The sequence below is a fragment of the Roseateles sp. PN1 genome (assembly GCF_038419725.1).
GTDB lineage: Bacteria > Pseudomonadota > Gammaproteobacteria > Burkholderiales > Burkholderiaceae_C > Paucibacter_A.
Map to the genome: position 1 here is coordinate 400,952 of NZ_JBCARA010000002.1, position 23,487 is coordinate 424,438.

At 64.0% G+C, this 23,487-nt stretch carries 18 protein-coding genes; 8 read left to right on the top strand and 10 right to left on the bottom strand.

The window, feature by feature from the left end; translation table 11 throughout:
- The first annotated feature begins 4 nt into the window (after positions 1 to 4).
- Both AABB87_RS04440 and rsgA read left to right on the top strand, forming a co-directional pair.
- Entirely contained in the window at positions 5 to 370 is a 366-nt protein-coding gene (locus AABB87_RS04440; protein ID WP_341970102.1) for a 4a-hydroxytetrahydrobiopterin dehydratase, read from the top strand.
- Entirely contained in the window at positions 367 to 1,275 is a 909-nt protein-coding gene (rsgA, locus tag AABB87_RS04445) for a ribosome small subunit-dependent GTPase A (protein WP_058720125.1), read from the top strand. The genes AABB87_RS04440 and rsgA overlap by 4 nt, the downstream gene beginning before the upstream one ends.
- A gap of 49 nt (positions 1,276 to 1,324) precedes the next feature.
- Here the strand turns inward: rsgA and AABB87_RS04450 are convergent, their stop codons facing one another.
- The 9 genes from AABB87_RS04450 to AABB87_RS04490 all read right to left on the bottom strand — a co-directional run bounded on the left by AABB87_RS04450 (position 1,325) and on the right by AABB87_RS04490 (position 13,490).
- Positions 1,325 to 3,631, bottom strand: a complete 2,307-nt coding sequence (locus tag AABB87_RS04450) for an Orn/Lys/Arg family decarboxylase (protein WP_341970105.1) — start codon at positions 3,629 to 3,631, stop codon at positions 1,325 to 1,327.
- Positions 3,632 to 3,764: 133 nt separating this feature from the next.
- Positions 3,765 to 4,682, bottom strand: a complete 918-nt coding sequence (locus tag AABB87_RS04455) for an amino acid ABC transporter substrate-binding protein (RefSeq protein WP_341970107.1) — start codon at positions 4,680 to 4,682, stop codon at positions 3,765 to 3,767.
- A gap of 113 nt (positions 4,683 to 4,795) precedes the next feature.
- Positions 4,796 to 6,130: a putrescine-ornithine antiporter gene (potE, locus tag AABB87_RS04460; protein ID WP_341970109.1), complete on the bottom strand. Its 1,335-nt coding sequence runs from the start codon at positions 6,128 to 6,130 to the stop codon at positions 4,796 to 4,798.
- Positions 6,131 to 6,238: 108 nt separating this feature from the next.
- The gene (locus AABB87_RS04465; RefSeq protein ID WP_341970111.1) at positions 6,239 to 8,527 is read right to left on the bottom strand and encodes an Orn/Lys/Arg family decarboxylase; all 2,289 of its coding nucleotides are present in this window, start codon (positions 8,525 to 8,527) and stop codon (positions 6,239 to 6,241) included.
- 523 nt (positions 8,528 to 9,050) lie between these two features.
- Positions 9,051 to 9,332, bottom strand: coding sequence for a hypothetical protein (locus AABB87_RS04470; protein WP_058720129.1), 282 nt, complete (start codon positions 9,330 to 9,332; stop codon positions 9,051 to 9,053).
- Positions 9,333 to 9,399: 67 nt separating this feature from the next.
- Positions 9,400 to 10,155 (bottom strand): SDR family oxidoreductase, encoded by a 756-nt coding sequence (locus tag AABB87_RS04475; RefSeq protein ID WP_341970114.1) that lies wholly within the window; start codon positions 10,153 to 10,155, stop codon positions 9,400 to 9,402.
- Between the two features lie 27 nt (positions 10,156 to 10,182).
- Complete coding sequence (locus tag AABB87_RS04480; RefSeq protein WP_341970115.1) at positions 10,183 to 12,258, bottom strand: M3 family metallopeptidase; 2,076 nt, start codon at positions 12,256 to 12,258, stop codon at positions 10,183 to 10,185.
- Between the two features lie 110 nt (positions 12,259 to 12,368).
- Positions 12,369 to 13,061 carry a hypothetical protein gene (locus AABB87_RS04485; RefSeq protein ID WP_341970118.1) on the bottom strand — a complete coding sequence of 231 codons (693 nt, stop codon included), beginning with the start codon at positions 13,059 to 13,061 and terminating at the stop codon, positions 12,369 to 12,371.
- Positions 13,062 to 13,217: 156 nt separating this feature from the next.
- Positions 13,218 to 13,490: a hypothetical protein gene (locus tag AABB87_RS04490; protein WP_058720133.1), complete on the bottom strand. Its 273-nt coding sequence runs from the start codon at positions 13,488 to 13,490 to the stop codon at positions 13,218 to 13,220.
- Between the two features lie 74 nt (positions 13,491 to 13,564).
- Between AABB87_RS04490 and AABB87_RS04495 the strand changes: the two genes are divergently transcribed.
- The 3 genes from AABB87_RS04495 to AABB87_RS04505 are packed head-to-tail and all read left to right on the top strand — an operon-like array spanning position 13,565 to position 17,194.
- The gene (locus tag AABB87_RS04495; RefSeq protein ID WP_058720134.1) at positions 13,565 to 14,125 is read left to right on the top strand and encodes a YaeQ family protein; all 561 of its coding nucleotides are present in this window, start codon (positions 13,565 to 13,567) and stop codon (positions 14,123 to 14,125) included.
- The gene (locus tag AABB87_RS04500; RefSeq protein ID WP_341970120.1) at positions 14,122 to 16,290 is read left to right on the top strand and encodes a prolyl oligopeptidase family serine peptidase; all 2,169 of its coding nucleotides are present in this window, start codon (positions 14,122 to 14,124) and stop codon (positions 16,288 to 16,290) included. The genes AABB87_RS04495 and AABB87_RS04500 overlap by 4 nt, the downstream gene beginning before the upstream one ends.
- 37 nt (positions 16,291 to 16,327) lie before the next feature.
- Complete coding sequence (locus tag AABB87_RS04505; protein WP_341970122.1) at positions 16,328 to 17,194, top strand: DUF924 family protein; 867 nt, start codon at positions 16,328 to 16,330, stop codon at positions 17,192 to 17,194.
- 38 nt (positions 17,195 to 17,232) lie between these two features.
- Here the strand turns inward: AABB87_RS04505 and AABB87_RS04510 are convergent, their stop codons facing one another.
- The gene (locus AABB87_RS04510) at positions 17,233 to 18,954 is read right to left on the bottom strand and encodes a long-chain fatty acid--CoA ligase (RefSeq protein ID WP_341970124.1); all 1,722 of its coding nucleotides are present in this window, start codon (positions 18,952 to 18,954) and stop codon (positions 17,233 to 17,235) included.
- Between the two features lie 238 nt (positions 18,955 to 19,192).
- On the opposite strand from AABB87_RS04510, the gene argG reads away from it, so the two are divergent.
- Genes argG through AABB87_RS04525 form a run of 3 tightly spaced genes read left to right on the top strand, consistent with a single transcriptional unit; the run spans position 19,193 to position 23,482 of the window.
- Complete coding sequence (argG, locus tag AABB87_RS04515; protein WP_058720136.1) at positions 19,193 to 20,536, top strand: argininosuccinate synthase; 1,344 nt, start codon at positions 19,193 to 19,195, stop codon at positions 20,534 to 20,536.
- The gene (locus AABB87_RS04520; protein WP_341970127.1) at positions 20,536 to 21,150 is read left to right on the top strand and encodes a molybdopterin-dependent oxidoreductase; all 615 of its coding nucleotides are present in this window, start codon (positions 20,536 to 20,538) and stop codon (positions 21,148 to 21,150) included. Before argG ends, AABB87_RS04520 begins: the two co-directional genes overlap by 1 nt.
- Positions 21,151 to 21,175: 25 nt before the next feature.
- Positions 21,176 to 23,482, top strand: a complete 2,307-nt coding sequence (locus tag AABB87_RS04525) for an ATP-binding protein (RefSeq protein WP_341970129.1) — start codon at positions 21,176 to 21,178, stop codon at positions 23,480 to 23,482.
- Positions 23,483 to 23,487 lie beyond the last annotated feature (5 nt).

Below are 23,487 nucleotides of genomic sequence, written 5' to 3' on the forward strand. Positions count from 1 at the left end.
GCTGATGCCTAGCACCATCGATTTACTGAGCACAAACTGCCAACACGCGCTTGCCGCACTGGCCCCTGCCGCTTGGCCCGAATGGCTGGCCTTGGTGCCGGGTTGGCAGCTGATCAGCGCAGATGAGCAGGCGCAGCCAGCCAGCATCGAAGCCCGCTTCGATTTCCAGGATTTTGATCAAACCATGGCTTTCGCCAACGCCGTGGCCGCGATTGCCAAGGCACAGGACCATCACCCCGATATGCACATCTCTTTCAAGCACTGCGGCCTGCGCTTCACGACCCATTCGGCCGGGAGCCTGACGGCCAATGACTTCATCTGCGCAGCGCGGGTCAATGCCCTGCGCCACGCCGGCGGCGCCAGCGCATGAGCCGCTTCAGCGCCCTGGATCTCGGCCTGGTGGTGCGTGGCCATGGCCGCCATTACATCGTTGAGGACAGCGAAGGCCTGCGCCGGGTTTGCCACCCGCGCGGCAAGAAGAGTGATTGCGTGGTGGGCGACGAGGTGCGCTGGGCGCCCAGTGGTTCGGACGAAGGCGTGATCGAAGCGGTGGAGCCGCGCCGCAATCTGCTGTTCCGCCAGGACGAGTGGAAGACCAAGAGCTTTGCGGCCAATGTTGATCAGTTGCTGATCCTGGTTGCCGTTGAGCCGGTGTTCAGCGAGAGCCAGCTGTGCCGCGCCCTGGTGGCCGCGGAAGCCGCCGGCATCCACACCACGATTGCCCTGAACAAGACCGACCTGCCCGGCGCCGCCGCCGCGCGGGAACGCCTGGCGCCTTACCGGGCCATGGGATTGAACATGATGGAGATTGCGCTGAAGGCCGAACCGGCCGAGTCCATCGCCAAGCTCACGCCTTGGCTGACCGGCAAGCGCAGCTTTGTGATGGGCCCCAGCGGCACCGGCAAGAGCACCTTGATCAATCTCTTGATCCCCGATGCCAAGGCCCAGGTGGGCGATATCTCGGTGGCGCTCAACTCCGGCCGCCACACCACCACCACCACGCAGTGGTACTGGGTGGACGCCGAGCGCCAATCGGCCCTGATCGACTCACCCGGTTTCCAGGAATTCGGTGTGCGCCAGATCGAGCCCACCCAGCTGCCGCTCTTGATGCCCGATCTGCGCGCGCATGCCGACCATTGCCGCTTCTACAACTGCACCCATCAGCATGAGCCCGGCTGCGGCGTGCGCGATGCGGTGGAGGCCGGCTTGATCAGCCCGGCGCGCTACCGCATCTACGGCGAAATCCTGGCCGAGCTGACCAGCAAGCGCTGGTGATGGCCGCCGGCCGGCCCCGAGGTAGCTCTAGGCTGGAGGCCAGCTGCACTCAAGCCTGTTTGAGGCAATAGACGTAGTAAGTGCCGTCCTTCTCGATGGCGCCCTCCACCTCTTTGGCGAAGCCGGGGAACCTCTCCGCCCAATGCGCCAGCACGCGCAGATAGCTGAGCCAGGCACCATCGGCCGGGCCGATGTTCTCGCCCGGCATGACGATGGGAATGCCGGGTGGATAGGGAATCACGCCCACGGTGACGACGCGGTTGGCCAGTTGATCCAGCGGCAGCAACTCGACCTCATCGGTCATCAGTTTCTGGAAGGCCAGGCGCGGTGTGCAGTGCGGCACCGGCAGCTGTGCGTAAGCCTCGGCCTCCCAATAGCCCATGCGGCTGGCGCGCATCTCGGCCCACATGGCATCACCCAGGTCCTTCACGCCCATGCCCGCATAACGCTCAGGCGCTGCGGCCAGCACGCGCGGCAAGGCCTTGGCCAAGGGCACATTGGCGTCGTAGTCGCGCTTGAAGTCCAGCATGGTGTTGATCAAGGTGCCCCATTTGCCCTTGGTCACGCCCATCGAGAACAGGAACAGCACCATATGCGCCGTGGTGCGCGAGGGCACGATGCCATGCTGCGACATATAGGCCGTTACCAAATCGCCCGGAATGCCATTCTCGGCCAGGGTGCCGTCCTCATTCATGCCGGGGGCGACGATGCCGAACTTGATCGGGTCGAGCAAGCACCAGCCGTCCGGAATGGCATCAAAACCGTGCCAGCGCTCACCCGGGTGCAACACCCAGCATGAGGGCTCGTGCGCCAGCAGCTCGGCCGGTGCGTCGGCAAAGGCATAACGATTTCCCGTAGCGGGGTCCGTCACCTCGGGCGCATTCCAGGGCGTGAAGAACCATTCATCTTTGGCCGCCAGTTCACGCGCCACCTGGGCCACGGCCTGACGGCAGGCCACGGCTTCGTCGATCACGTCTTGCGTCAAGGCCTCGCCCGAGGGGCCGGCCATCATGGCTGCCGCCACCTCATTGCTGGCGATCAAGGCGTACAGCGGCGAAGTCGAGGCCTGCGCCCCATAGGCCTCGTTGAAACGGCCATGGTCGACCGCGCCCTTGCCATCACGCACGTGGATGAAGGAGGTTTGCGAGAGCGCGGCCAGCAGCTTGTGGGTGGAGTGGGTGGCGTACACCGTCGGGCCATCGTCCGGGTGGCTGCTAGCCGCACCCCGCATCGCAAAACGCTCGCGATACATGGGGTTGAAGCGGGCGTAGCCGAACCAGGCCTCGTCGAAATGGATGCGGTCCACGCTCTGGCTCAGCAGATCCTCGACGCCCTTGGCGTCGTAACACATGCCGTCATAGGTGCAGTTGGTCAGCACGCTGTAGACGGCGCGCTGCTGCGGCGCCTTGGCGGCCAGCGGATTGGCGGCGATCTTGGCCGCAATCGCGGCGGGCTGGAGTTGATCGGGGTGAATGGGGCCGATCACACCGTAGCGATTGCGCCCCGCTTGCAGAAAGACCGGAATGCCCCCGGTCAGCGCCAGGCCTTGCTCAATCGACTTGTGACAGTTCCGGTCGCACAGCGCGATTTGCTGCTCGCCGATGCAAGCCGACATGATGGTGCGATTCGAGGCCGAGGTACCGTTCAGCACCGAGTAGCTGCGATCGCTGCCGAACACCTCCGCCGCGTAGTTTTCGCTCGCGCCAATCGGCCCGGTGTGCGAGAGCAGCGAACCCAGCGCGCCGCGCTCAATGCCCATATCGGTGCGGAACAGGGTCTCGCCATAGGCTTCGACAAAGAGTTGGCCGATGGGCGACTTGCTGAAGGCCACGCCACCCTGGTGGCCGGGTGCCGCCCAGGAGTACTCGGCATCCCGGTTGTAATTGACCAGGGCGCGGGCAAAAGGCGGCAGCAACTGCTCAAAGTAGCGCTCCACCGCTGCTTCGATGCGGCGGGCGATGAAGGGCGGACTGTCTTCCAGGGTCCAGATGAACTCATCGGCCAAGCTGGCCACCGTCACCGTCATCGGGCCACCGGCGGACTTGCGGTCGGCCAGCAAGAACACCGGCACGCTGGCATTGCGGCGGCGCAAGCCTTGCAGCAGCTCAGCGGCCGCGGCATGGCTGGCGTCGTCATTGGCGCCCAAGGACCAGTCGATCAAGACGCAGTGAATGGCCGCGTCCGAGCGCAAATTCGCCGCACCGTCGGCATAGGACAGGGCCTCGATGACCTCAACGCCGCGCTCGCGCAACGCGGCCAAGATGGCCTGAATGCGCCGGCTGGCGGTGGTGGACTGGCCGGCCAAATCGTCGTCAATGCACAGCACGCGGGAGCGAAAAGGAATTGAATTTGCCATCGGTTGATCTCCTCAAACTGTCTAGCTGGCCGCGCAGGCATGTTGCCGTGCCGCTCAGCGCTGATGTGGGGGCCAATGATTGGCGCGGGCCAGCTTGCGCTGAACCTGGCCCGCGCCCAAAGACTTCAGGCCATCAAGGCCGCACCCAGCCTTCGAAAGCAAGCTTGGTCGGTTCTTCCCAGCCGCCGAAGTAGCGCGCATACACCGCAGGGAAGCTCTTGCTGAGGTAGAGCTGGCTCAGCGCGCGGTCCACCAGCAGGCGGAAGTCGTCGTCATTGCGTGCCATCGCCAGGCCCAGCAGTTCGGTATTGAGCACCCGCTTGGCCACCAGCAACTCCTTGCCAAGCTGATTGCGCGCCACATACTGCTCCAGCAGCACCCGCTCGCCGAAATAGGCATCGGCCTGCTTGGCCTGCACCAGCGCAATGCCCTTGGCATCGTCCTGGACCTTGATGGTGCTGACCGTCACGCCCAGCAAGCGCGACTTGGCGCGCGCCCAGTCCTCGGCCAAAGTGCCTTCACGCACCGCATAAGTGTGCTTGACCCGGCCGCCATTGGCAGTGGCGCGCCAGACCGGCCCGGTCACCGGCGCCTGGCCATTGACCACATCGCGCAGCTGCTTGCTCGCATCCTGCCGAATCAGCACCGCAATGCCGCCATTGAGCACCGGGATGGAGTAAGACACGTGCTCGCGGCGCTTCAAGGTTTCAGCCGTGGCGGTGCACAGCAGATCAACGCCGCCGTTCGCCACTTTGTCGACCGCATCTTCCGCGGCAACGGGCACATAACGCACCGTCACAGCGCGCTGTGGCAGCTTGGCTTTGACGGCGTCGGCCACCGCCTGGCACAGGTCGGCGCCGTAGCCAGCCAGTTGCCCATCGGCGCCGCGGCTGGACATGGGAGCCACGCCGTCGATATAGCCCAGGGTCAGTTGGCCGCTCTTGGCGATGCGCTCCAGCGTTTGCGCCGATGCCTCTTGCAGCGGCAGAACCAGGCCGGTCAGCAGGCCGGCCGTCAGCAGGCCCCATTGAATGCTTGGGTAAATTGCCATGATTGGATTCCTCTTTCTTGTTGAGAAGGTGGCGGTGCCGCGCGCTTTCATGATCAGCATGGGTGCGCGCGAAGGCCGCTCGGACCTTGGTCTTTTCAGGCTGTTCAGGCTGTTCAGGCTTTCGCTGCACCCGCCTTGGGCAGGACTTCGATGAAGCGGTTGGCGATGAAGCCGTAGATCAGGAAGCCAACAGCCATCACGATCATGCCGCCGAAGACGGCGTCCTTGCCCGAGGCATAAAGGGCGTAGAAGCTGTACAGCATGGCCACCATCAGCACCACCACATTGCGGGTGAACACCGCGCTGCTGACCTTGGCCTTGTGCATGATGATCATCAGGGCCGACAGCGCGGTCACGTAGGGCACCAGATTAGTCACCGCCGCCAGATTCACCAGCTTGCCGAACTGCGCCGCAGCATCCGGCGACATGGTGGACACCGCCATCAAGGTCTGGATCACGCAAGCCACCACCATGCCCACGATGGGCGCTTCCGCCGCGGTGATGCGAGCGAAGAAGGCGGGGAACATGCGCTGCTCCGCCGCGGCTTTGGAGACTTGGCTCAGCGTGAACTGCCAACCCAGCAGCGAGCCCACACAGGCCGCCACCGCCAGGAACAGAATCACATTGCCCACCATGGGCGTGAACATGGTGGCGTAGACCAAGGCAAAGGGCGCGGTGGACTGAGCCAGCTCAGCATTCGGGACAATGCCCTGAATCACCGTGGTCGACAGGATGTACACCACGGCCGCGCCGCCGGTGCCGAACAAGCAGGCCAGCGGCACATTGCGCTTGGGATTCTCCACCGCATCAGAGTTGGCCGCGGCCGACTCCATGCCCAGAAAAGCCCACAAGGTCAGCGGGATGCTGGATGCAATCGCCTCGCTCAGCGGCGTGCCATGCGGGTTCCAGGCCTCGGCAAAGACCGACGACTTGAACCAGAACCAGCCGATCACCGAGAGGCCGGCCACCGGGATGATCACGCCCCACACGGTGATGGCGCCGATCTTGCCCGTTACCTTGGGGCCGCCAAAATTGGCCACGGTGGTCAGCCACAGCAAACTCACCACGCCGACGAAGAGCGGCGTTGAGCCGGTGCCCAGCCAAGGGATGAAGGGTGTGATGTAGCCCACCGCCGAGATGGCAATGGCCACATTGCCGATGGCCAGCGACAGGTAGTACAAGAAGGAGGCCATGAAGAAGCCCGACTTGCCATGCGCTTCTTCGGCATACGCCGACATACCGCCCGAGCGGGCGCAGAACAAACCGCATTGGGCGAAGCTGTAGGCAATTGCCATCGAGCCTACGGCGGTGATGACCCAGGACAGCAGCGACACCGCGCCGAGTTGGGCCATATTGGCGGGCAACATGATGATGCCCGAGCCCATCATATTGACCGCGACGATGGTGGTCAGCCCCATCAGGGACATTTTCTTGCTGGAATCAGCCATTGCGGGCTCCTTGATTTTGGGTCTTGCAAGCCAGGCTTGCAGCTGCATGAGAGGTCAAAGATCGCTTCGCCGCACGCTTCACAGCGTGCGACCACAAGCGGCCCGGATTCACTTCAGGCATTGCACAAAGTAGCGCCCGTCCTTGACCTCGACACCGTGGGTGTCACGGCCAAAACCGGGGAAGCGTTCGCCCCAGTTCTGCAGGCCACGCAGATAGCCAATGAAGGGGCCATCCGCCGCGCCGGCCGACTCACCCGGCATCAACATCGGAATGCCCGGCGGGTAAGGCACGATGGCATTGGCCAGCACGCGGCCGGCCAGATCGTCCACCGCCACCTCCTCGATCTCGTTGTGCACCAGCTTGGAATAGGCGTCGGCCGGCGTCATCACCGGCTCAGGCAGGGAGGAGAAGGCCAAGGCCTGCAGGCGCAGGATGTTGCTGCTCTTCATCTGCTCAAACATGGCGTTAGCCAAGTCCTTCAGGCCAACCCCGTTGTAAGCCTCGGGCACCGCCTCGCCGTGGCCGTAAAGCACCTCGGCCACCGGCGTGTTGGCGTCGTAGGCTTCCTTGAAGCGCAGCAAAGCATTGACCAGGGTGCCGAACTTGCCGCGCGTCACGCCCAGGGAGAACAGCACGAGGATGGTGAAGTCGGTAGTCTTTTCGACTTGAATGCCGCGCTGGCTGAGGAAGGCCGTCACCAACATGGCCGGGATGCCGCTGGCCTCGAAAGAGCCGTCCTCGGCGATGCCCGGCGCCACGATGGACACCTTGATCGGGTCCAGCATGCAATAGCCCGCCTCGATGTCCGCAAAGCCGTGCCAGCTCTGGCCCGGCTGCAGCACCCAACAGCTGGGCTCGGTGCTCAGCAACTCGGTGGGCGCATCCTCGAAAGCCATGGTCTTGCCGCTGGACGGGTCGGTGACGACATCGGCATTCCAGGTGCTGAAGAACCAGTCGCCGCGCGTCTGGGCATCGCGGCGCATGCGCCAGACGGCCTTGCGGAAGATGACCGCTTCTTGAATCGAATCGTGGGTCAGCGTCACGCCGCCCACGCCGGTCATCATGGCCGCCGACACTTCGTTGGACGCGATGATGGCGTACAGCGGCGAGGTCGAGGCATGCATCATGTACGACTCGTTGAAACGCGCATGCGGCACCGGGTTGCGGCCGTCACGCACATTGATCAGCGAGGACTGCGAAATCGCAGCCAGCAACTTGTGGGTCGAGGTGGTGGTGAAGATGGTGGGCTTGTCGCGCGGATAGTCCTTGGCTTCGCCATACATGCCAAAGCGGTCGCGGTAGAGCGGGTTGAAGCGGGCGTAGCCATACCAGGCTTCGTCAAAGTGGATGCGATCCACGCTCTTGTCCAGCAACTCCACCACCCGCGGCACCAGATAGATCAGGCCGTCATAAGTCGAATTGGTGACGATGGCATGCACCGCCTTTTTGGCCTTGTCCTTGGCCAGGGGGTTGGCGTCGATGGCCGCCTTCACGTCGGCCTCGCTGAGGGTCTTGGCATGGATGGGGCCGATGATGCCCAGATGATTGCGCGAGGGCACCAGATAGGTGGGCACCACGCCGGTCATGGTCAGCGCCTGCTCGGTGGACTTGTGGGCATTGCGGTCGCACAAGGCGTAGTCACCACGCGTGACCGAGGCCATCATGATGACCCGGTTGGACATGGATGAGCCGTTGGTGACGCTGTAAGCGCGGTCGCCGCCAAAGATCTTGGCGCAGTATTTTTCGCTCTCACCAATGGGGCCGCTGTGATCGAGCAGGGAGCCCAACTCGCCCACCGAGATCGACAAGTCCGAGCGCAGCAGGTTCTCGCCGAAATAGTCGTGGAACGCGGCACCGACCGGCGACTTCAAAAACGCCGTGCCACCCGCGTGGCCCGGGGTGTGCCAGGAGTATTCGTACTTGCTGGCGAAGTCGATCAAAGCGCGGGTGAACGGTGGCGCAATCGCATCGCGGTAACGCTTGATGGCGGCAAACACCCGGCCGGCGATGAAGGCCGTGGTGTCTTCCAGGAACCAAATCAGCTCGTCCACCTGACGCATCACTTCAGCGGATAGCTGGGCGCCGCCGCTGCCCGCCATCATCATCACCGGCACATTGGTATTGCGCGAGCGGATCAGGTTCAGGGTTTGGGTGGCGCCCGCATGGCTATCGTCTTCGGAACCCATGGACCAGCTCAGCAAAACGCATTGAATGCCGGGGTCCGAATGGATCAAGGCCTGCGCATCTTCGACCGTGCTGGCCTCCAGCACCGTGATGTCACGCTCGGCCAGGGCCGCACCCAGGGCGCGCACTGCCCGGCCAACGGCCGATTGCGCATTGAACTCTGCGCTGACCAGCAGCGCCTTCATTTCAACAATCCGCACTCCATGACTCATCAAATACTCCCGGTTAGCCAAGGCCCCCTTGGGCCTTGAGTGCAGGCTTGTGGCCTGCCTTAAAAATGGCTGCTAGGTTAGGCCTCGGGGCAATGAGCCACAACACCTAACTTAGAAGCCGAACAAGCGTGATTTGAGTCCGAGCAAACCCAAAGCGATTTGCGTCCGCGCAAAGTGGGGGGAGTGCGGGACCGGAGAGCGAACATGGCCCTTGGTCGCGGTGGCCGATCAAGATTGAGGTACCGGGCACAGGGCATGCGGCTTGCGTCACCGCTGCAAGAAATTCGCGGGCCTGCGGCAGCGAGACCTGACCCTCGGCTGGATCAAGCACTTGCGCTGCCGCGCCTGAATAAAACACGCCCGTCACGATGACGATCGCCTGCAGCGCCGGCCCTGCATCGCCTGAGCCGCTCTGCCGCCAAGTTGCCCAAAGAAAAAAGGCGGCACACCGATCATCCCGATCGATGTGCCGCCAGGGCTCTAGCCAGCTCGCGCTGGCGAACTCAGTTCAGTTCAATTCAATTCAGTTCAGGCGCGATCCCGGCGTGGGCACTTCGCGGGCCTCAACATCAACCACCTCGCCCACCGGCTCGCGCCGCGCAGACATCGGGCCGCGCCCGGCACGGAATTGCCCGGCGCGCTTCAGGCCAGAGACATCAATGACCGGCTTGCGCCCGCGCAGCAGGCTCCAGATCACCACCCCCAAGAGCGTGAACAAGGCCAGCGCGAAAAAGGCGAGTACCAGCACCGCGGTGGCCACACCCAGGACCAATCGCGTCAACAAACTCAGCACTGAAGAAATCATCTCGCTCTACCCCTTTCGCCCTCTTGCAGGCCCCAAAACTCATCAATTGAGGGCTGCACCGCCAATTTCAACCCCGGCCCACCAAGGGCATATGGCTGGCCATCACGGTCATCTGCTGCACATTGGCACTCAGCGGCAGGCTGGCCATGTACAGCACGGCGCTGACAGCGTGAGCCACATCCATGGTCGGCTCGACGGCAATCTGGCCATTGGCCTGGCGCACGCCGCGCGTCATCGGCACAGCCATTTCGGTCAAGGCGTTGCCGATGTCGATCTGACCACAAGCGATATCGAAGGCGCGGCCGTCCAATGCCAGCGACTTGGTCAGGCCGGTGATGGCATGTTTGCTGGCCGTGTAGGGGGCGGAGTTGGGCCGCGGCGCCTGCGCCGAGACCGAGCCGTTATTGATGATGCGGCCGCCACGCGGCAGTTGCGCCTTCATCAGCTTGAAGGCCGCCTGAGCGCATAGAAAGCTGCCGCTCAAATTGACGTCGATCACCGCCTGCCACTGCTCGAAACTGAGCTCGTCAATCGGCACCGCTGGCGCCGACAGGCCGGCGTTGTTAAAGAGCAGATCGAGACGACCGAACTGCGCCCCGACCTGCTCAAACACCGCCGCCACGGCCGCCGGCTGGCTGATGTCCGCCGCCAGCACCAGAGCCTGATCCGGCTGGGCGCCCAAGGCCGCCGTTTCGCGCAAAGCCGCCTCGCGCCGCCCCACCAGGGCCACGCGGTAGCCCGCCTGCATCAGCGCCAAAGCCACGGCCCGGCCAATGCCCGAACCGGCGCCTGTCACCAAGGCAAATTTGCTCACTGTGCTCATCGCACCCGCCCTTCCCTCTTGAGGTTTTTAGTTCTGCAACAGGCCCCGGCCCTTGAGCATCGGCGCCACTTGCGGATCGCGGCCGCGGAAAGCCCGGAAGGCCTCGCCGGGTTCGCGGCTGTTGCCGCTGGAGTAGATGGTCTCCAGCAGGCGCTGCGCCACGACCGGGTCGAAGATGTTCCCTGCTTCCACAAAAGCCTGGTAGGCATCCATCTCCAGCACCTCGGCCCACATATAGACGTAGTAACCGGCGGCGTAAGAACTGCCCGAGAACAAATGTTGGAAATGCGTCAGCCGGTGGTTCAGGCCCACCGCTGCGGGCAAACCGTAGGCGGCCAAGGTTTGCGCCTCGAAAGCCACAACCTCGGGGCCCTGAGCATCGGTGAGCGAATGCGCCGCCAGGTCGACCAAGGCGCTGGCGGTGTAGCGCACCGTTTCATAGCCCTGGTTGAACAGCGCCGCCGCCTTGAGCTTGGCCAGCAGTTCTTCAGGAATCGGCGCACCGGTCTTGTAGTGCCGCGCATGCTTTTTCAGCACCTCGGGCTCAGCCATCCAGTGCTCGAACATCTGCGAGGGCAGCTCGACAAAATCGCGCAAGACCTGGGTGCCGGAAAGCCGCTCGAACTCGACGTCAGACAGCAAGCCGTGCAGGCCGTGGCCGAACTCATGGAACAAGGTGCGGGCATCGTCAAAGCTCAGCAGCGTGGGCTCGCCCGCCGCGCCCTTGGCGAAGTTGTTGTTGTTGAGAATGATGGGCAGGCAATCCAGGCCGTTGCGGGCTTGCCAGCGCAAGGCATTCATCCAAGCGCCGCTGCGCTTGATGCTGCGCGCGAAGTTGTCTTGCACGAAGAGGCCGCGCGCCTGGCCGTCGGCGCCGCGCACCTCGTAGACCTTCACATCGGGGTGATAGGCTTTGATGCCCGGCTGGTCCACAAAGCTCAGGCCGAACAAGCGGCCGGCGCAGTCAAACAAGGCCTGCACCATCGCATCCAGCGGGAAGTAGGGCTTGACCTCGGCCTCGTCCAAGTCGTACTTGGCCTTGCGCACCTTCTCGGCGTAGAAGCGCCAATCCCAGGCTTGCAAGGGCAAGGCATGACCCAGGCTTTGCATCATCGCTTCCAGGGCTTCTTGCTCCAGCGCGCAGGCAGCCTTGGCGGGCTCCCACACCTGATCCAGCAGGCCAAGCACCGCTTGGCGGCTGCCGGCCATGGTGTCGGCCAGGGCGTAGTCGGCATAGCAGGCATGGCCATGCAGGCGCGCTTGCTCATTGCGCAGGGTCAAGATTTCTTGCGCGATGACGCGGTTATCGCTGGCGCCGGCATGCTCGCCACGGCTCACCCAGGCTTCCCAGGCTTGCTGGCGCAAATCGCGCCGCTCGCTGAAGGTCAGGAAGGGCACGATCAGAGAGCGCGACAAAGTAATCACATGCGCGCCACCCACGCCGCCCTTGCCCGCAATCCCACGCTCTGCCGCCGCCTGCGCCGCAGCCTGACGCACAAAGTCCGGCAGGCCGGCCAGATCGGCCTCGCCGTCCAGCACCAGCTGGTAGCTGGTTTCATCCGCCAAGACGTTCTGGCCGAACTGCGTATTGAGCTCGGCCAGGCGGCCCATCACCTCGGCATAACGGCGCTGTTCAGCAGCACCCAGCTGGGCGCCGGCGCGCACGAAGTCAAGGTGCACACGCTCCAGCAAGCGCAATTCCTGGGCGGACAAGCCGAGGCTCTGGCGCTCGCGAAAGATGGCGGCGACGCGCGCGAACAGGCCGGCGTGCATATAGGTCCAGCTGCTATGCGCGGCCAGCGGTGCAGCCAGAGCACGCTGGGCGGCCTGCAGTTCTGGCGAGGTGGCAGAGGCCGCCAGGGTGCCGAACAAATGCTCAAGCCGGGTCAGCAAACGGCCGCTGCGGTCAAAGCTCGCCAAAGTATTGGCAAAGCTGGGCGCTTCGGGCTGCGCCGCGATGGCGTCGACTTCGGCCCGGTGCTGGGCCAGTGCGATCTCAAACGCCGGGGCGAAATGCTGGGCTTGGATTTGCGCAAAGTCCGGCAAGCCCAGCGGGGCGGCCCAGTCTTGCAGCAAGGGATTGGAGGCGGGGTTGGGGCTCATGGCGTGATGGCTGAATGGCGTGAATGAAAAGGCTGCCCAAATGCAAAAAGGCGCCAGCTGCATAGCCTGGCGCCCATTCGGGTCATTGGACCGGAAAGAAGCTCACTCGCTTACTTCGGTGCCGTAGCGGCGGCAGCAGCGCGTTCCTTCTTGATGGCGGCTTCGTCGGCCTCGTCGTAGGCCTTGTTGCCGCACTCAGCCTTCCAGTCGTCGATCTTGTCAAGGTGGGCTTCGGTGCGCTCTTCCAGGGTCTTGAAGCTGGCGTTGAAGGGGTCCACCTTGTCAGAGAAAGCCTTGCGGCGAGCTTCCAGCGCCTTGCCTTTCTCGATCACTGGCGCGGCAGCGGCGTCAAACTTGGCGGCGCGGGCTTCGTATTCCTTGCGCTTGGCTTCGAGCTCGTCCTTCGTCATCTTGGGCGCGGCAGCCTTGATCTCGTCGTTCATCTTCAAGATGCCTTCGCGCTCGGCCTTGAACTCGGCCACTTCGGCCGTGTAGGCCTTGTCAGCCTCGTTCAATTCTTCTTTTTCCTTCTTCAGCGCCACGCTCTGGTCCTTGTAGGCCTGCTGGCCTTCCTTGATGGACTGGGCTTCCTTGGTATTGGCCTCATACAAGGCCATGCAGGCGCGCAACTCGTCGCGGCTCATGACTTTTTGCTTGGGCTTTTCGACCACCGGCTTGCCGACCTTGTTGTTCTTCGGGTCGACCTTGGCGTTCGGATTGGTCGTGACATTGGATTGCGCCACGGCCTGGAACGATGCGGGCAAAGCCAGGGCCAGGGCGAGAGAGAGGGCGAGAAGTTTCATGGTGGAGACTCGGCTGAATGCACCCTGAGGATGGGGGTGCGGACAAAAAATCAGGCGCCCATCATGCCACGCAGGGCGAATGGGCTGTGCGAGAGGCGTGCAACAAAGCGTGACACCGCAGTGCGGACTAAGCCGCATCCGCAGTACCGCCCGTGATTACTGCAAGCCCTTGCGCAGCAACTCGGCCACCAGGGCGTTGATGCCGCCCTCATGGCTGGCGGCCTTGTCGCGCAGGGTCTGGGTCAGCTCAGCAGGCAGCTTGCAGGCGAAGGGCACCAGTCCGGCGGCGCTGTCGAGGCGGCGCTGCTCCTTGCGGTCCGGCAGCTGGGCTGCACCCTGACCAAAGCGGCCGGGAACAGGCGCACCTCGCATCTGGGTATCAAGTTTCAGGCCGGCGAGGCGGTCGAGGTCGGTTTTCTTCATGCTCATGGCCTGGATTGTCCCTCATCGCCTGGGTTGATAATTCGCCACCCCGCCGACCACCACCAGAGAAACGCGCCCACATGGCAATCAAGGCCACCATCCACAAAGCCCAAGTCCAAATCGCCGACATGGACCGCAATGTCTACGGCGAACACAATCTGACCATCGCCCGCCAGCCCTCGGAAACCGACGAGCGCATGATGATCCGCATCCTGGCCTTTGCGCTGAATGTGCAGGCCGATGATCTGAATGGCCAGCTGGAGCTGAGCAAGGGCCTGGCCGATGCCGACGAGCCCGAGCTGTGGCAGCGCGACCTGACCGGTGACATCAAGCACTGGATCGACCTCGGCCAACCCGATGACCGCCGCTTGCTCAAAGCCCATGGCCGCTCGGGCCATGTCAGCGTCTACGGCTTTGCCTACAGCACACCGATCTGGTGGGCCAATATCGAATCCAAGCTGACGCGGCTGAACCGCCTGTCGGTCTGGCAGATTCCGCATGAGCAGTCGCAAGCCCTGGCCAAGCTGGCACAGCGCACCATGCAATTGCAAGTGACGGTGCAGGACGGCGGCATTTATGTCTCCACGGCCGCCGACTCGATTGAAATCAACCCCATCGCGCTCAAGCGCCCGCAGGAATGATGAAACCCACAATCGCATTTGCTTCAGCCTTCGCCAGCCTCACCCTGGCCGGCCTGACCCTGATGTTCACGGAGACTGCCTTGGCCCAAGCGAGTTCACCCGCCGCCGCACCGGCTGTGCAGCAAAGCGCCGACCCCTATCAATGGCTAGAAGAGGTGCAAGGCGAACGCGCCCTGGCCTGGGTGCGTGAGCGCAATGCCGTCAGCGCCAAGGTCTTGCAGTCGCGCCCCGAGTACAAAGGCCTGCGCCAGGACCTGGCCGGCGTGCTCAACGCCAAGGACCGCATTCCCTATGTGAAGCGCATGGGCCCCTGGTTGTACAACCTGTGGCAAGACGAGCAGAACAAGCGCGGCCTGTGGCGCCGCACCACTCTGGCCGAGTACCAAAAGGCCCAGCCGCAATGGGAAACGGTGCTGGACATCGATGCCCTGGGTGCGGCTGAGAAAGAAAATTGGGTCTACGCCGGCAGCAGCTGCCTGGGCCCCGACTACCGGCGCTGCCTGATCTCTCTCTCGCGCGGCGGCGCGGATGCGCATGTGGTGCGCGAGTTCGATACTCAGACCAAAACCTTCGTCAGCGAGCAAGCCTTTGTGCTGCCTGAGGCCAAGTCCTCGGTGGACTGGGTGGATGCCGACACGGTTTACGTGGGCACCGACTTCGGCCCCGGCAGCCTGACCGATTCCGGCTACCCGCGCGTCATCAAGCGCTGGCAACGCGGCACACCGCTGAGCGCGGCCACCACCGTCTTCGAAGGCGAGGCCCAAGACGTGGCGGCCGGCGTGATGGTGGACCACACGCCCGGCTACCCCCGCACCTTATTCAGCCGCGCGCTGGACTTCTACAACCAGGCCAGCTTCTTGCTGCAAGACGGCAAGCTGGTCAAGCTGGACCTGCCCAGCGATGCGCAGCCGCATTTCTGGGGCGACAAGCTCTTGATCGAGCCGCGCAGCGACTGGCAAGTCGGCCCCCAAAAATTCAGCGCCGGCTCCCTGCTGCTGACCGATGCGGCGGCCTTCCTGCGCGGTGAGCGTGCGCAGTTCCAGGTCTTGTTCGCGCCCACCGCCACCCGCTCGCTGGCCGGCTACACCCTGACGCAAAAGCACCTGATCCTGAACGTCAGCGATCAAGTGGCCAGCCGACTGGAGGAATGGAGCTTCACCGGTGCAACGCCCACGCACCGCCTGATCAAAGCCCCCTTCCCTGGCACCCTGAGCCTGGCCAGCCTGCATGACAACGAGTTGCCGCAAGACGAACTGGCCAATAACTACCTGGTCAATTACGCGGACTTTCTGACCCCCGACACGCTTTACCTGGCCCAGGCCGGCAGCGATGAACGCCAAGCGCTGAAAAGTCGCGAGCCGCTGTTCAACGCCGGCGGCATGAAGGCCGAGCAGTTCTTTGCCACCAGCCGCGACGGCACCCGCGTGCCCTACTTCGTGGTCTGGCCCGCCGGCGCCAAAGCCAATGGCAAGAACCCCACCTTGCTCTACGGCTACGGCGGCTTCGAGGCCTCTATGCAGCCCGGCTACTCGGGCGGCCGCGGCCGTGCTTGGCTGCAGCGCGGTGGCGTGTTTGTGCTGGCCAATATCCGCGGCGGCGGCGAGTTCGGCCCCAGTTGGCACCAAGCCGCCATCAAGGCCAATAAGCAGCGCAGCTACGACGACTTCATCGCCGTGGCCGAAGACCTGATCAAGCGCAAAGTCACCGCGCCCAAGCATCTGGGCATCATGGGCGGCAGCAATGGCGGCTTGCTGATGGGCGCCACTTTTGTGCAGCGCCCCGAACTCTTCAACGCCGTGGTCTGCCAAGTGCCTTTGCTTGACATGAGCCGCTATCACAAGCTGCTGGCCGGCGCCTCCTGGATGGCCGAATACGGCGACCCGGACAAGGCCGAGGAATGGGACTTCATTCGCAAGTACAGCCCCTACCAAAACGTCAAAAAGGGCGTGAAGTACCCCAAGGTCTTGTTCACCACCTCGACCCGTGATGACCGAGTCCACCCCGCCCACGCTCGCAAGATGGCCGCACTGATGCAGGCCCAGGGCCACGATCTGCTGTACTTCGAAAACATCGAGGGCGGCCACGGCGGCGCTGCCGACAACGAGCAGCGCGCCACCCTGCAGGCGATGGAATACGCCTATCTGTGGCAGCAGCTCAAACGCTAAACCCAGAAATTGTAAGAAGAGGCAAGAAGACCAGGCCATGAGTGATTTGCAAATCCAGCACGACCCGGCAAGCGGCCGCTTTCATGCCCAGATCGAGGGCCACAGCATTGAGCTGGACTACCAGCGCAGCGGCAGCCAGCTGATCTTTCACCACACCGGCGTGCCGCCCGCCCTGGAAGGCCGCGGCCTGGCGGCCAAGCTGGTCACGCATGGCCTGCAGTGGGCCGCTACGCAAGAGGGCATGCAAGTCGTGCCCGCCTGCAGCTATGTGGCGGCCTTCATCCGCCGCCAGCCGCGCTGGCAGCGCCTGACGCTGGCAGCACCCATTCAAGCGGTGCTGAACTATTGGTTTGGCGCCCTGGGCAGCGCGGACGACGACCAGGTCCGCTCGCTGTGGTTCACCAAAAGCGCAGCGACCGACGCCGACATCAGCAAGCGTTTCAGTACGCTGATTGAAGCCGCCATGGCCGGCGGCTTGCAGGACTGGGCCGCCACGGCGCCGGGCCGCCTGGCCCGAATCCTGCTGCTGGACCAATTCACCCGCAACGTCTTTCGCGGCCAGGCCCGCAGCTTCGCGGGCGATACGCTGGCCCTGGCGGACGCCCTGCATTTGCTAGCCAGCGAACGCAGCAACGGTTTTGAGCAACTACAGCCCCTGCAGCGCTGGTTCGCCCTGATGCCGCTGGAGCATGCCGAAGACGCCGCTATGCAAGGCCGCTGCGTGGCCGAGTTCGAGCAGCAGGCAAGACTTGACCCCCGCTTGCAAGGCGCGCTGGACTATGCCCGCAAGCATGAGGCGGTGATCCAGCAATTCGGCCGTTTCCCGCATCGCAACGCCATCCTCGGGCGCGAGTCCGGCGCGGCGGAGTTGGACTATCTGGCCCAACCGGGGGCGGGCTTCTAGCCGGCCCCAGCCGCAGTCGAGCGGGAGGGCGTGCTGGCTTAGGCGCCGTGCTCCTCGCGCTCTTGTAAGAGCCGCCACATCACCTTGCCTGAACCCGATTTGGGCAGGCTGTCGGCAAAGGCCAGCTGCTTGGGCGCTTTGTACAGCGCCATATGCTCGCGCGCCCAGGCCATGATGTCTTCTTCGCTGACATTGCCCCTCGCCTCGGCGCGCAGCACGACGATGGCCTTGACGGTCTCGCCGCGATAGGCGTCCTTGGCGGCGATGATGCAGGCCTCCTGCACCGCCGGATGCCGGTAGAGCAGCATCTCCACCTCCGAGGGCCAGACCTTGTAGCCGCTGGCATTGATCATGCGTTTGAGCCGATCGGTGATGAAGAAGTAACCCTCCTCATCCATGCGCCCGAGATCGCCGGTGCGGAAAAAACGCTTGCCCTCGATCTCGATGAAGGCCGCCGCCGTCGCCTCGGGCTGCTGCCAATAACCGCCAAACACCATGGGGCCGTGGGTGATGATTTCGCCCACCTCGCCGATCGGCAGTTCCGTCAAGGTGTGCGGATCGATGATGCGCGAATCCACCCCGAAGATGGGAATGCCCAGACATTGCAGCTTGGCCCGCTCGGGCGGATTGGCGTGTGAGGGCGCGGCCGTTTCGGTCAGGCCGTAGCCCTCGGCAAAGGTCAGGCCGAATTCCTGCTGCAGGCGTTCCGCCACGGCCTGCGGCATCGCCGCACCACCGCCGCTGAGGTAGACCAGGCTGCTCAAATCAAAACTCTTGTAGTTCGGGCTGCCGAAGAGGTCGATGATCATGGTCGGCACACAGGTCCAGTGCGAGACCCGGTAGCGCGAGATCAAGCGGCCCGCCAACTCGCGATCCCAGCGCGGCATGATGACGATGGTCATGCCCTGAAACACCGGGCCCAAGACGCCGTACAACATGCCAGTGATGTGGAACATGGGCACAACCGCAAGGCCCACCGCTTCGGGCGAGGCATAACCCCAAAGCCCACCGCCGCAGGCATTGGCCATCAAGGTGGCATTGCTGTGCATGCAGCCCTTGGGCAGGCCGGTCGTGCCCGAGGTGTAGGGCAGCAAGGCCAGATCATCCGGGCCGGCCGTGTGGGGGCCGGGCCGCAGGCCTTGGGCCAGGGCATCGCCCCAGAGCGTCAGCCCGTCCATGGCGGGCAAATCAGGCCGGGCTTGCAAGAACTGCTGCAAGGCTTCAGGCACGGCCAACTCGGCCGGGATGCCCTGCGCCGGCAGGGCATCGGCATAGTGCGCCACCAGCACCGCCTTGACCCGCTGGGCTTCCGGCAAGGCCTGATTGGCGGCGTGAACAATGCCGGCCAACTCGGCACTGCAAATCACCAGCTTGGTGGCGGGGTCGCTGATGTAGTGGCCAAACTCCTCGGCCCGGTTCATCGGGTTCACTGGCACCAGCACCGCGTTGGCCCGGTTCACCGCGTAAAACGCCAGCAGGTATTGCGGGCAGTTCTGCATAAAGAGGGCGACCCGGTCACCCGCTTGCACGCCCTGGGCCTGCAACCAGCCGGCCAGCACTTCGGCCTGGGCCTTGAGTTGCGCGTAGCTGCATGATTGGCCGCAGAAAATCGTCGCCGCCTTATCGGGGAAGCGCTTGGCCGACACCTCCAGGTTGAACCACAAGGAAGTCTGCGGCACTTGCAACTCACGCGGCAGACGGCGTGGCCAATGGCTGCGCTGAGCCAGTTGTTGCGGGGAAATCAGAGCGTCTGCGGGCATTCGTCGGTCTCCTTGTGTTTGAGCCGATTCTGGGTGGAGCCGCGCGCTAGCAGCTGTCGCTAGCGAGACAAAGGCGCCACCACAGGAGACGCACCATCAAACACATTGACCCTGAAACCACGCCGGCGCCACGGAAATCGCATTTGAACCACGTTGAAAATGACCCAAAAACAGCCCGATGCGGGTTTAGCCCTAAATTTGCCTGAAAATGCCCGCCAGCACTTCACTCCAACAGCCCATGTCCACCATTCTTCAGCACATCCCCGCCGGCCAGAAGGTCGGTATCGCGTTCTCCGGCGGCCTCGACACCAGCGCGGCCCTGCATTGGATGCGCAACAAGGGTGCCATTCCCTACGCCTACACCGCCAATCTGGGTCAGCCCGACGAGCCCGATTACGACGAAATTCCGCGCAAGGCCATGCAGTACGGCGCCGAGAAGGCCGTCCTGGTGGACTGCCGCGCGCAGCTGGTGAACGAAGGCATTGCCGCCCTGCAAAGCGGCGCCTTCCACATCAGCACGGCCGGCATCACCTACTTCAACACCACGCCCATCGGCCGTGCCGTGACCGGCACCATGCTGGTGGCCGCGATGAAGGAAGACGATGTCAATATCTGGGGCGATGGCTCCACCTTCAAGGGCAATGACATCGAGCGCTTCTACCGCTACGGCCTGCTGACCAACCCCGCGCTGAAGATCTACAAACCTTGGCTGGACCAGGCCTTCATCGACGAATTGGGCGGCCGCAGCGAGATGTCGGCCTTCATGACCAAGGCGGGCTTCGGCTACAAGATGTCGGCCGAGAAGGCCTACTCCACCGACTCCAATCTGCTGGGCGCCACCCACGAGGCCAAGGACCTGGAAAGCCTCAGCTCGGGTATGAAGATCGTCAACCCCATCATGGGCGTGGCCTTCTGGCGCGAAGACGTGGTCGTCAAGCACGAAACCGTGTCGGTGCGCTTCGAAGAAGGCCAACCGGTAGCGCTAAACGGCATCGTCTTCAGCAACCCCGTTGACCTGCTGCTGGAAGCCAACCGCATCGGCGGCCGCCACGGCCTGGGCATGAGCGACCAGATCGAAAACCGCATCATCGAAGCCAAGAGCCGCGGCATCTACGAGGCACCCGGCCTGGCCCTGCTGTTCATCGCCTACGAGCGCCTGGTTACTGGCATCCACAACGAAGACACCATCGAGCAATACCGCGAAAGCGGCCGCAAGCTCGGCCGCCTGCTCTACCAAGGCCGCTGGTTCGACCCGCAAGCCATCATGCTGCGCGAAGCCGCCCAGCGCTGGGTGGCACGTGCCGTCACCGGCGAAGTGACGCTGGAGCTGCGTCGTGGCAATGACTACTCCATCCTCGACACCGTCTCGAGCAATCTGACCTATCAACCCGAGCGTCTGAGCATGGAGAAGGTGGAAGACGCGCCCTTCTCGCCGCAGGACCGCATCGGCCAGCTGACCATGCGCAATCTGGACATCAAGGACACGCGTGAGAAGCTCACCACCTATGCCCAGGTCGGTTTGCTGACAGCAGGTTCGGGCAGCAACCTGCCCCAGCTCAAGCGAGACGGCGGCGACAACTGATGCGCGCGCGGGGCGGTTCCGCGCAGCCGACCGGCACGGCCCGGTTGCTCTTGACCGGGCCTGCCGTCTTGGCAGGCTTGGCGGGCTTGGCCTTCGCCAGCTTTGCGAGCTTGGCATTGGCACAAGACCCGCCGGCTCCGGCGGGCTGGGTCAGTGCTTCCGCCGCCTCTTCTGGGCGGACGGCCGAGCCCAAGGGTCGCGTCGTGCTGACCCTCAGCGGCAAACTCAAGCGCCCCAACGCGCAGGACCGCGCCGTGTTCGACATGGCCATGCTGGCCGCCCTGCCGCAGCACAGCTTCAAGACCAAAACGCCGTGGTACGCCGAGCCGCGCAAATTCACCGGCCCGCTCTTGCGCGATGTGCTGGCGGCAGCCGGCGCTGATGGCAAGAGCCTGGAAGCCATCGCCATCAATGACTACAAGGTCAGCATTCCGGTGGAAGACGCGCTCAAGCATCCGGTGATCGTGGCCAGGCTGATGGACGATCAGGCCATGCCCCTGCGGGACAAAGGCCCCTTATTCATCATCTACCCCTTCGATACCGCGCCCGAGCTGCGCAGCTCGCTGTTCTACAGCCGCTCGGTCTGGCAGCTCAAGGCCTTGGTGATTCGCTAGCCAGGCGCCGCCCCAGTAGCCACCGATGCCTTCCACCCTTTTTTTGCAGCGGCGCCGCTGGACGGTGCTGGCGGTGACCATGGCACTGGCCTTGATCACCACCTTTGGCGGCGTGGCCATGCTGCAGCATCGGCAAACCGAATTGCTCAATGCCACCGGGCGCTACGAAGAAGACTATCTGGCCTGGAGCTTGTTCCAGCTGGAAGCCGAGTTCCTCAAGCTGCAGCTCTCACTACAACAGGCCCTGGATAGCCAAAGCCGCGTCGACGCCGAGCAGGTGGAGCAGCGTTTCGAGATCTTCGTCAGCCGCATCAATCTGATCGAAAGCGAATATGCCGCCAAGATGCTGCGCGGCAGCCCCAACTACGACGCCACACTGGTGCGCTGCAAGCGCTTTGTGCAATGGGCCGATGCCCTGCCGCTGACCGCGGCCACGGTGCGCAGCCATCCCGAGCAGATGCGCTTGGCGCTGGCGCAAATGTCAGGCATGGGCGAGGCGATCCGCGATCTCTCACTCACCGCCTCGCACCATGTGGCCGCCCGCACCGTTGAGCGCAACGAGCTGGTGCGCTCCCAAGCCCACCTGAGCATCGCCCTGACCTTGCTGCAATGCACCCTGACCCTGGCCCTGGCCGCGGTGGTGATCAGCCAGTTCAGGCGCCTGGCCCGCTACGGCAAGGAGCAACTCGAACACGCCCAACATCTGCAGCAGGCCCGCCGCGAGGCCGAGGCCGGCAGCCGCGCCAAGAGTGTTTTTCTGGCCAATATGAGCCATGAGTTACGCACACCCATGCACGGCTTGATGGGCATGCTGGGCCTGCTGCGCGACACGCCGCTGGATAGCTCGCAGCGCACTCTGCTCAAGGCCGCCGAAGACTCCAGCCGCCATTTGCTGAGCGTGCTGAACGATATTCTGGATGTCTCCAAGATGGAGGCCGGCGGCATCACCGTGCACCTGGAGCCGGTGGCCTTGCAAGAGCTGCTGGCCGAGCTGCGGGAACTCAGCCTGCCCAGTGCGCAAGCCAAGGGCCTTGCCCTGCGCATCGAAGCCGAAGCCGGCCTGCCCGCCTGGGTGATGAGCGACCCGACCCGGCTGCGGCAGATTCTGCTCAATCTGCTCAGCAATGCGGTCAAGTTTTCCGAGCAAGGCCGGGTCAGCCTGCAGCTGAGCCGCCAAGCCGATGCGCAAGGCCTGCCGCTGCTGCGCTTCGAGGTCAGCGATACGGGTGTGGGCATGGACGCCGACACCCAAGCCAAACTGTTCCAGCGCTTCAGCCAGGGCGACGCCAGCAGCTCGCGCCGTTTCGGCGGTGCCGGCCTAGGGCTGGAGATCTCCCGCAATCTAGCGCGCGCCATGGGCGGGGACATCACCGTCACCAGCGAATTGGGCCAAGGCTCCACCTTCACCCTGGACCTTAGCCTGGTGGAAAGCCAGGCCCAACTGAGCGCCAGCCAGGCCAGCAAAGACGCACGAGCCCTGACCCAGGCCACACAGCGGCCGCTGCGCATTTTGGTGTCAGAAGACCATGAAACGAATCGCGCTTTTTTGCGCGCCGTGCTGGACAAACTGGGCCACAGCGCGCAGTTCTGCGAGAACGGTTTTGAAGCCGTGCAGCGTCTCCAGCAAGAGCCCTTCGATCTGGTGCTGATGGATTTGCACACCCCGGTGATGGACGGCTTCCAGGCCGCTCGGGCCATCCGCGCCATGGCGCCGCCAAGATGCGCGACGCCGATTTACGCGCTCTCGGCCGATGCATTCGAAGAGACCCGCCAGCGCGCCCTGCACTCAGGCATGAACGAGTTCCTGGCCAAGCCCGTCAGCGTCGAGTTGCTGGCCCAGACGCTGCAGCAACTGGCCAGCCAGCTCGCCCCCGCCACTGAATCAGCAATCAAAACAGCGAAGAGCACCGACAGCGTCGCAACGACGGATGCAAGCCCGGCGGCCCAGCCGGACCGCCGCTTTGATGAGCGGGTGCTGGCCGACTTGCGCGAACTCTTGGCGCCTGAGGCCGTGGCGCATCTCTACCAAACCTTTGTGGACAGCCTGCCGCAGACCCGCTCAGACCTGCAGCAAGCACTGGCCGAGCGCCAAGCACTACCGCTGCGCGGACTCGCCCATGCCGTCAAAGGCGCGGCCGCCAATCTGGGCCTGCTTCTGGTGGTGGAGCCGGCACTGAGCCTGGAGCTGGGCCTGCGCGCCGCCATCAATGCCGGGCAGCTGGACTGGCCGGTGATCAGCCAACAGAGCACCGCATTGCTCGATGCGTTTGACCTCAGCCTTACTCTGTGCCGGGAACGCGAGCTTTTGAAACCCGCGCCAACGCTCAGTTAGGGCGC

Coding starts and splice junctions, on each gene's coding strand:
- AABB87_RS04470 (WP_058720129.1), bottom strand. CDS start 9,332: ATGATTTCTTCAGTGCTGAGTTTGTTGACGCGATTGGTCCTGGGTGTG.
- argG (WP_058720136.1), top strand. CDS start 19,193: ATGTCCACCATTCTTCAGCACATCCCCGCCGGCCAGAAGGTCGGTATC.
- AABB87_RS04490 (WP_058720133.1), bottom strand. CDS start 13,490: ATGAGCATGAAGAAAACCGACCTCGACCGCCTCGCCGGCCTGAAACTT.
- rsgA (WP_058720125.1), top strand. CDS start 367: ATGAGCCGCTTCAGCGCCCTGGATCTCGGCCTGGTGGTGCGTGGCCAT.
- AABB87_RS04505 (WP_341970122.1), top strand. CDS start 16,328: ATGAGTGATTTGCAAATCCAGCACGACCCGGCAAGCGGCCGCTTTCAT.
- AABB87_RS04495 (WP_058720134.1), top strand. CDS start 13,565: ATGGCAATCAAGGCCACCATCCACAAAGCCCAAGTCCAAATCGCCGAC.
- AABB87_RS04450 (WP_341970105.1), bottom strand. CDS start 3,631: ATGGCAAATTCAATTCCTTTTCGCTCCCGCGTGCTGTGCATTGACGAC.
- AABB87_RS04465 (WP_341970111.1), bottom strand. CDS start 8,527: ATGAGTCATGGAGTGCGGATTGTTGAAATGAAGGCGCTGCTGGTCAGC.
- AABB87_RS04480 (WP_341970115.1), bottom strand. CDS start 12,258: ATGAGCCCCAACCCCGCCTCCAATCCCTTGCTGCAAGACTGGGCCGCC.
- potE (WP_341970109.1), bottom strand. CDS start 6,130: ATGGCTGATTCCAGCAAGAAAATGTCCCTGATGGGGCTGACCACCATC.
- AABB87_RS04485 (WP_341970118.1), bottom strand. CDS start 13,061: ATGAAACTTCTCGCCCTCTCTCTCGCCCTGGCCCTGGCTTTGCCCGCA.
- AABB87_RS04455 (WP_341970107.1), bottom strand. CDS start 4,682: ATGGCAATTTACCCAAGCATTCAATGGGGCCTGCTGACGGCCGGCCTG.
- AABB87_RS04510 (WP_341970124.1), bottom strand. CDS start 18,954: ATGCCCGCAGACGCTCTGATTTCCCCGCAACAACTGGCTCAGCGCAGC.
- AABB87_RS04500 (WP_341970120.1), top strand. CDS start 14,122: ATGATGAAACCCACAATCGCATTTGCTTCAGCCTTCGCCAGCCTCACC.
- AABB87_RS04525 (WP_341970129.1), top strand. CDS start 21,176: ATGCCTTCCACCCTTTTTTTGCAGCGGCGCCGCTGGACGGTGCTGGCG.
- AABB87_RS04475 (WP_341970114.1), bottom strand. CDS start 10,155: ATGAGCACAGTGAGCAAATTTGCCTTGGTGACAGGCGCCGGTTCGGGC.
- AABB87_RS04440 (WP_341970102.1), top strand. CDS start 5: ATGCCTAGCACCATCGATTTACTGAGCACAAACTGCCAACACGCGCTT.
- AABB87_RS04520 (WP_341970127.1), top strand. CDS start 20,536: ATGCGCGCGCGGGGCGGTTCCGCGCAGCCGACCGGCACGGCCCGGTTG.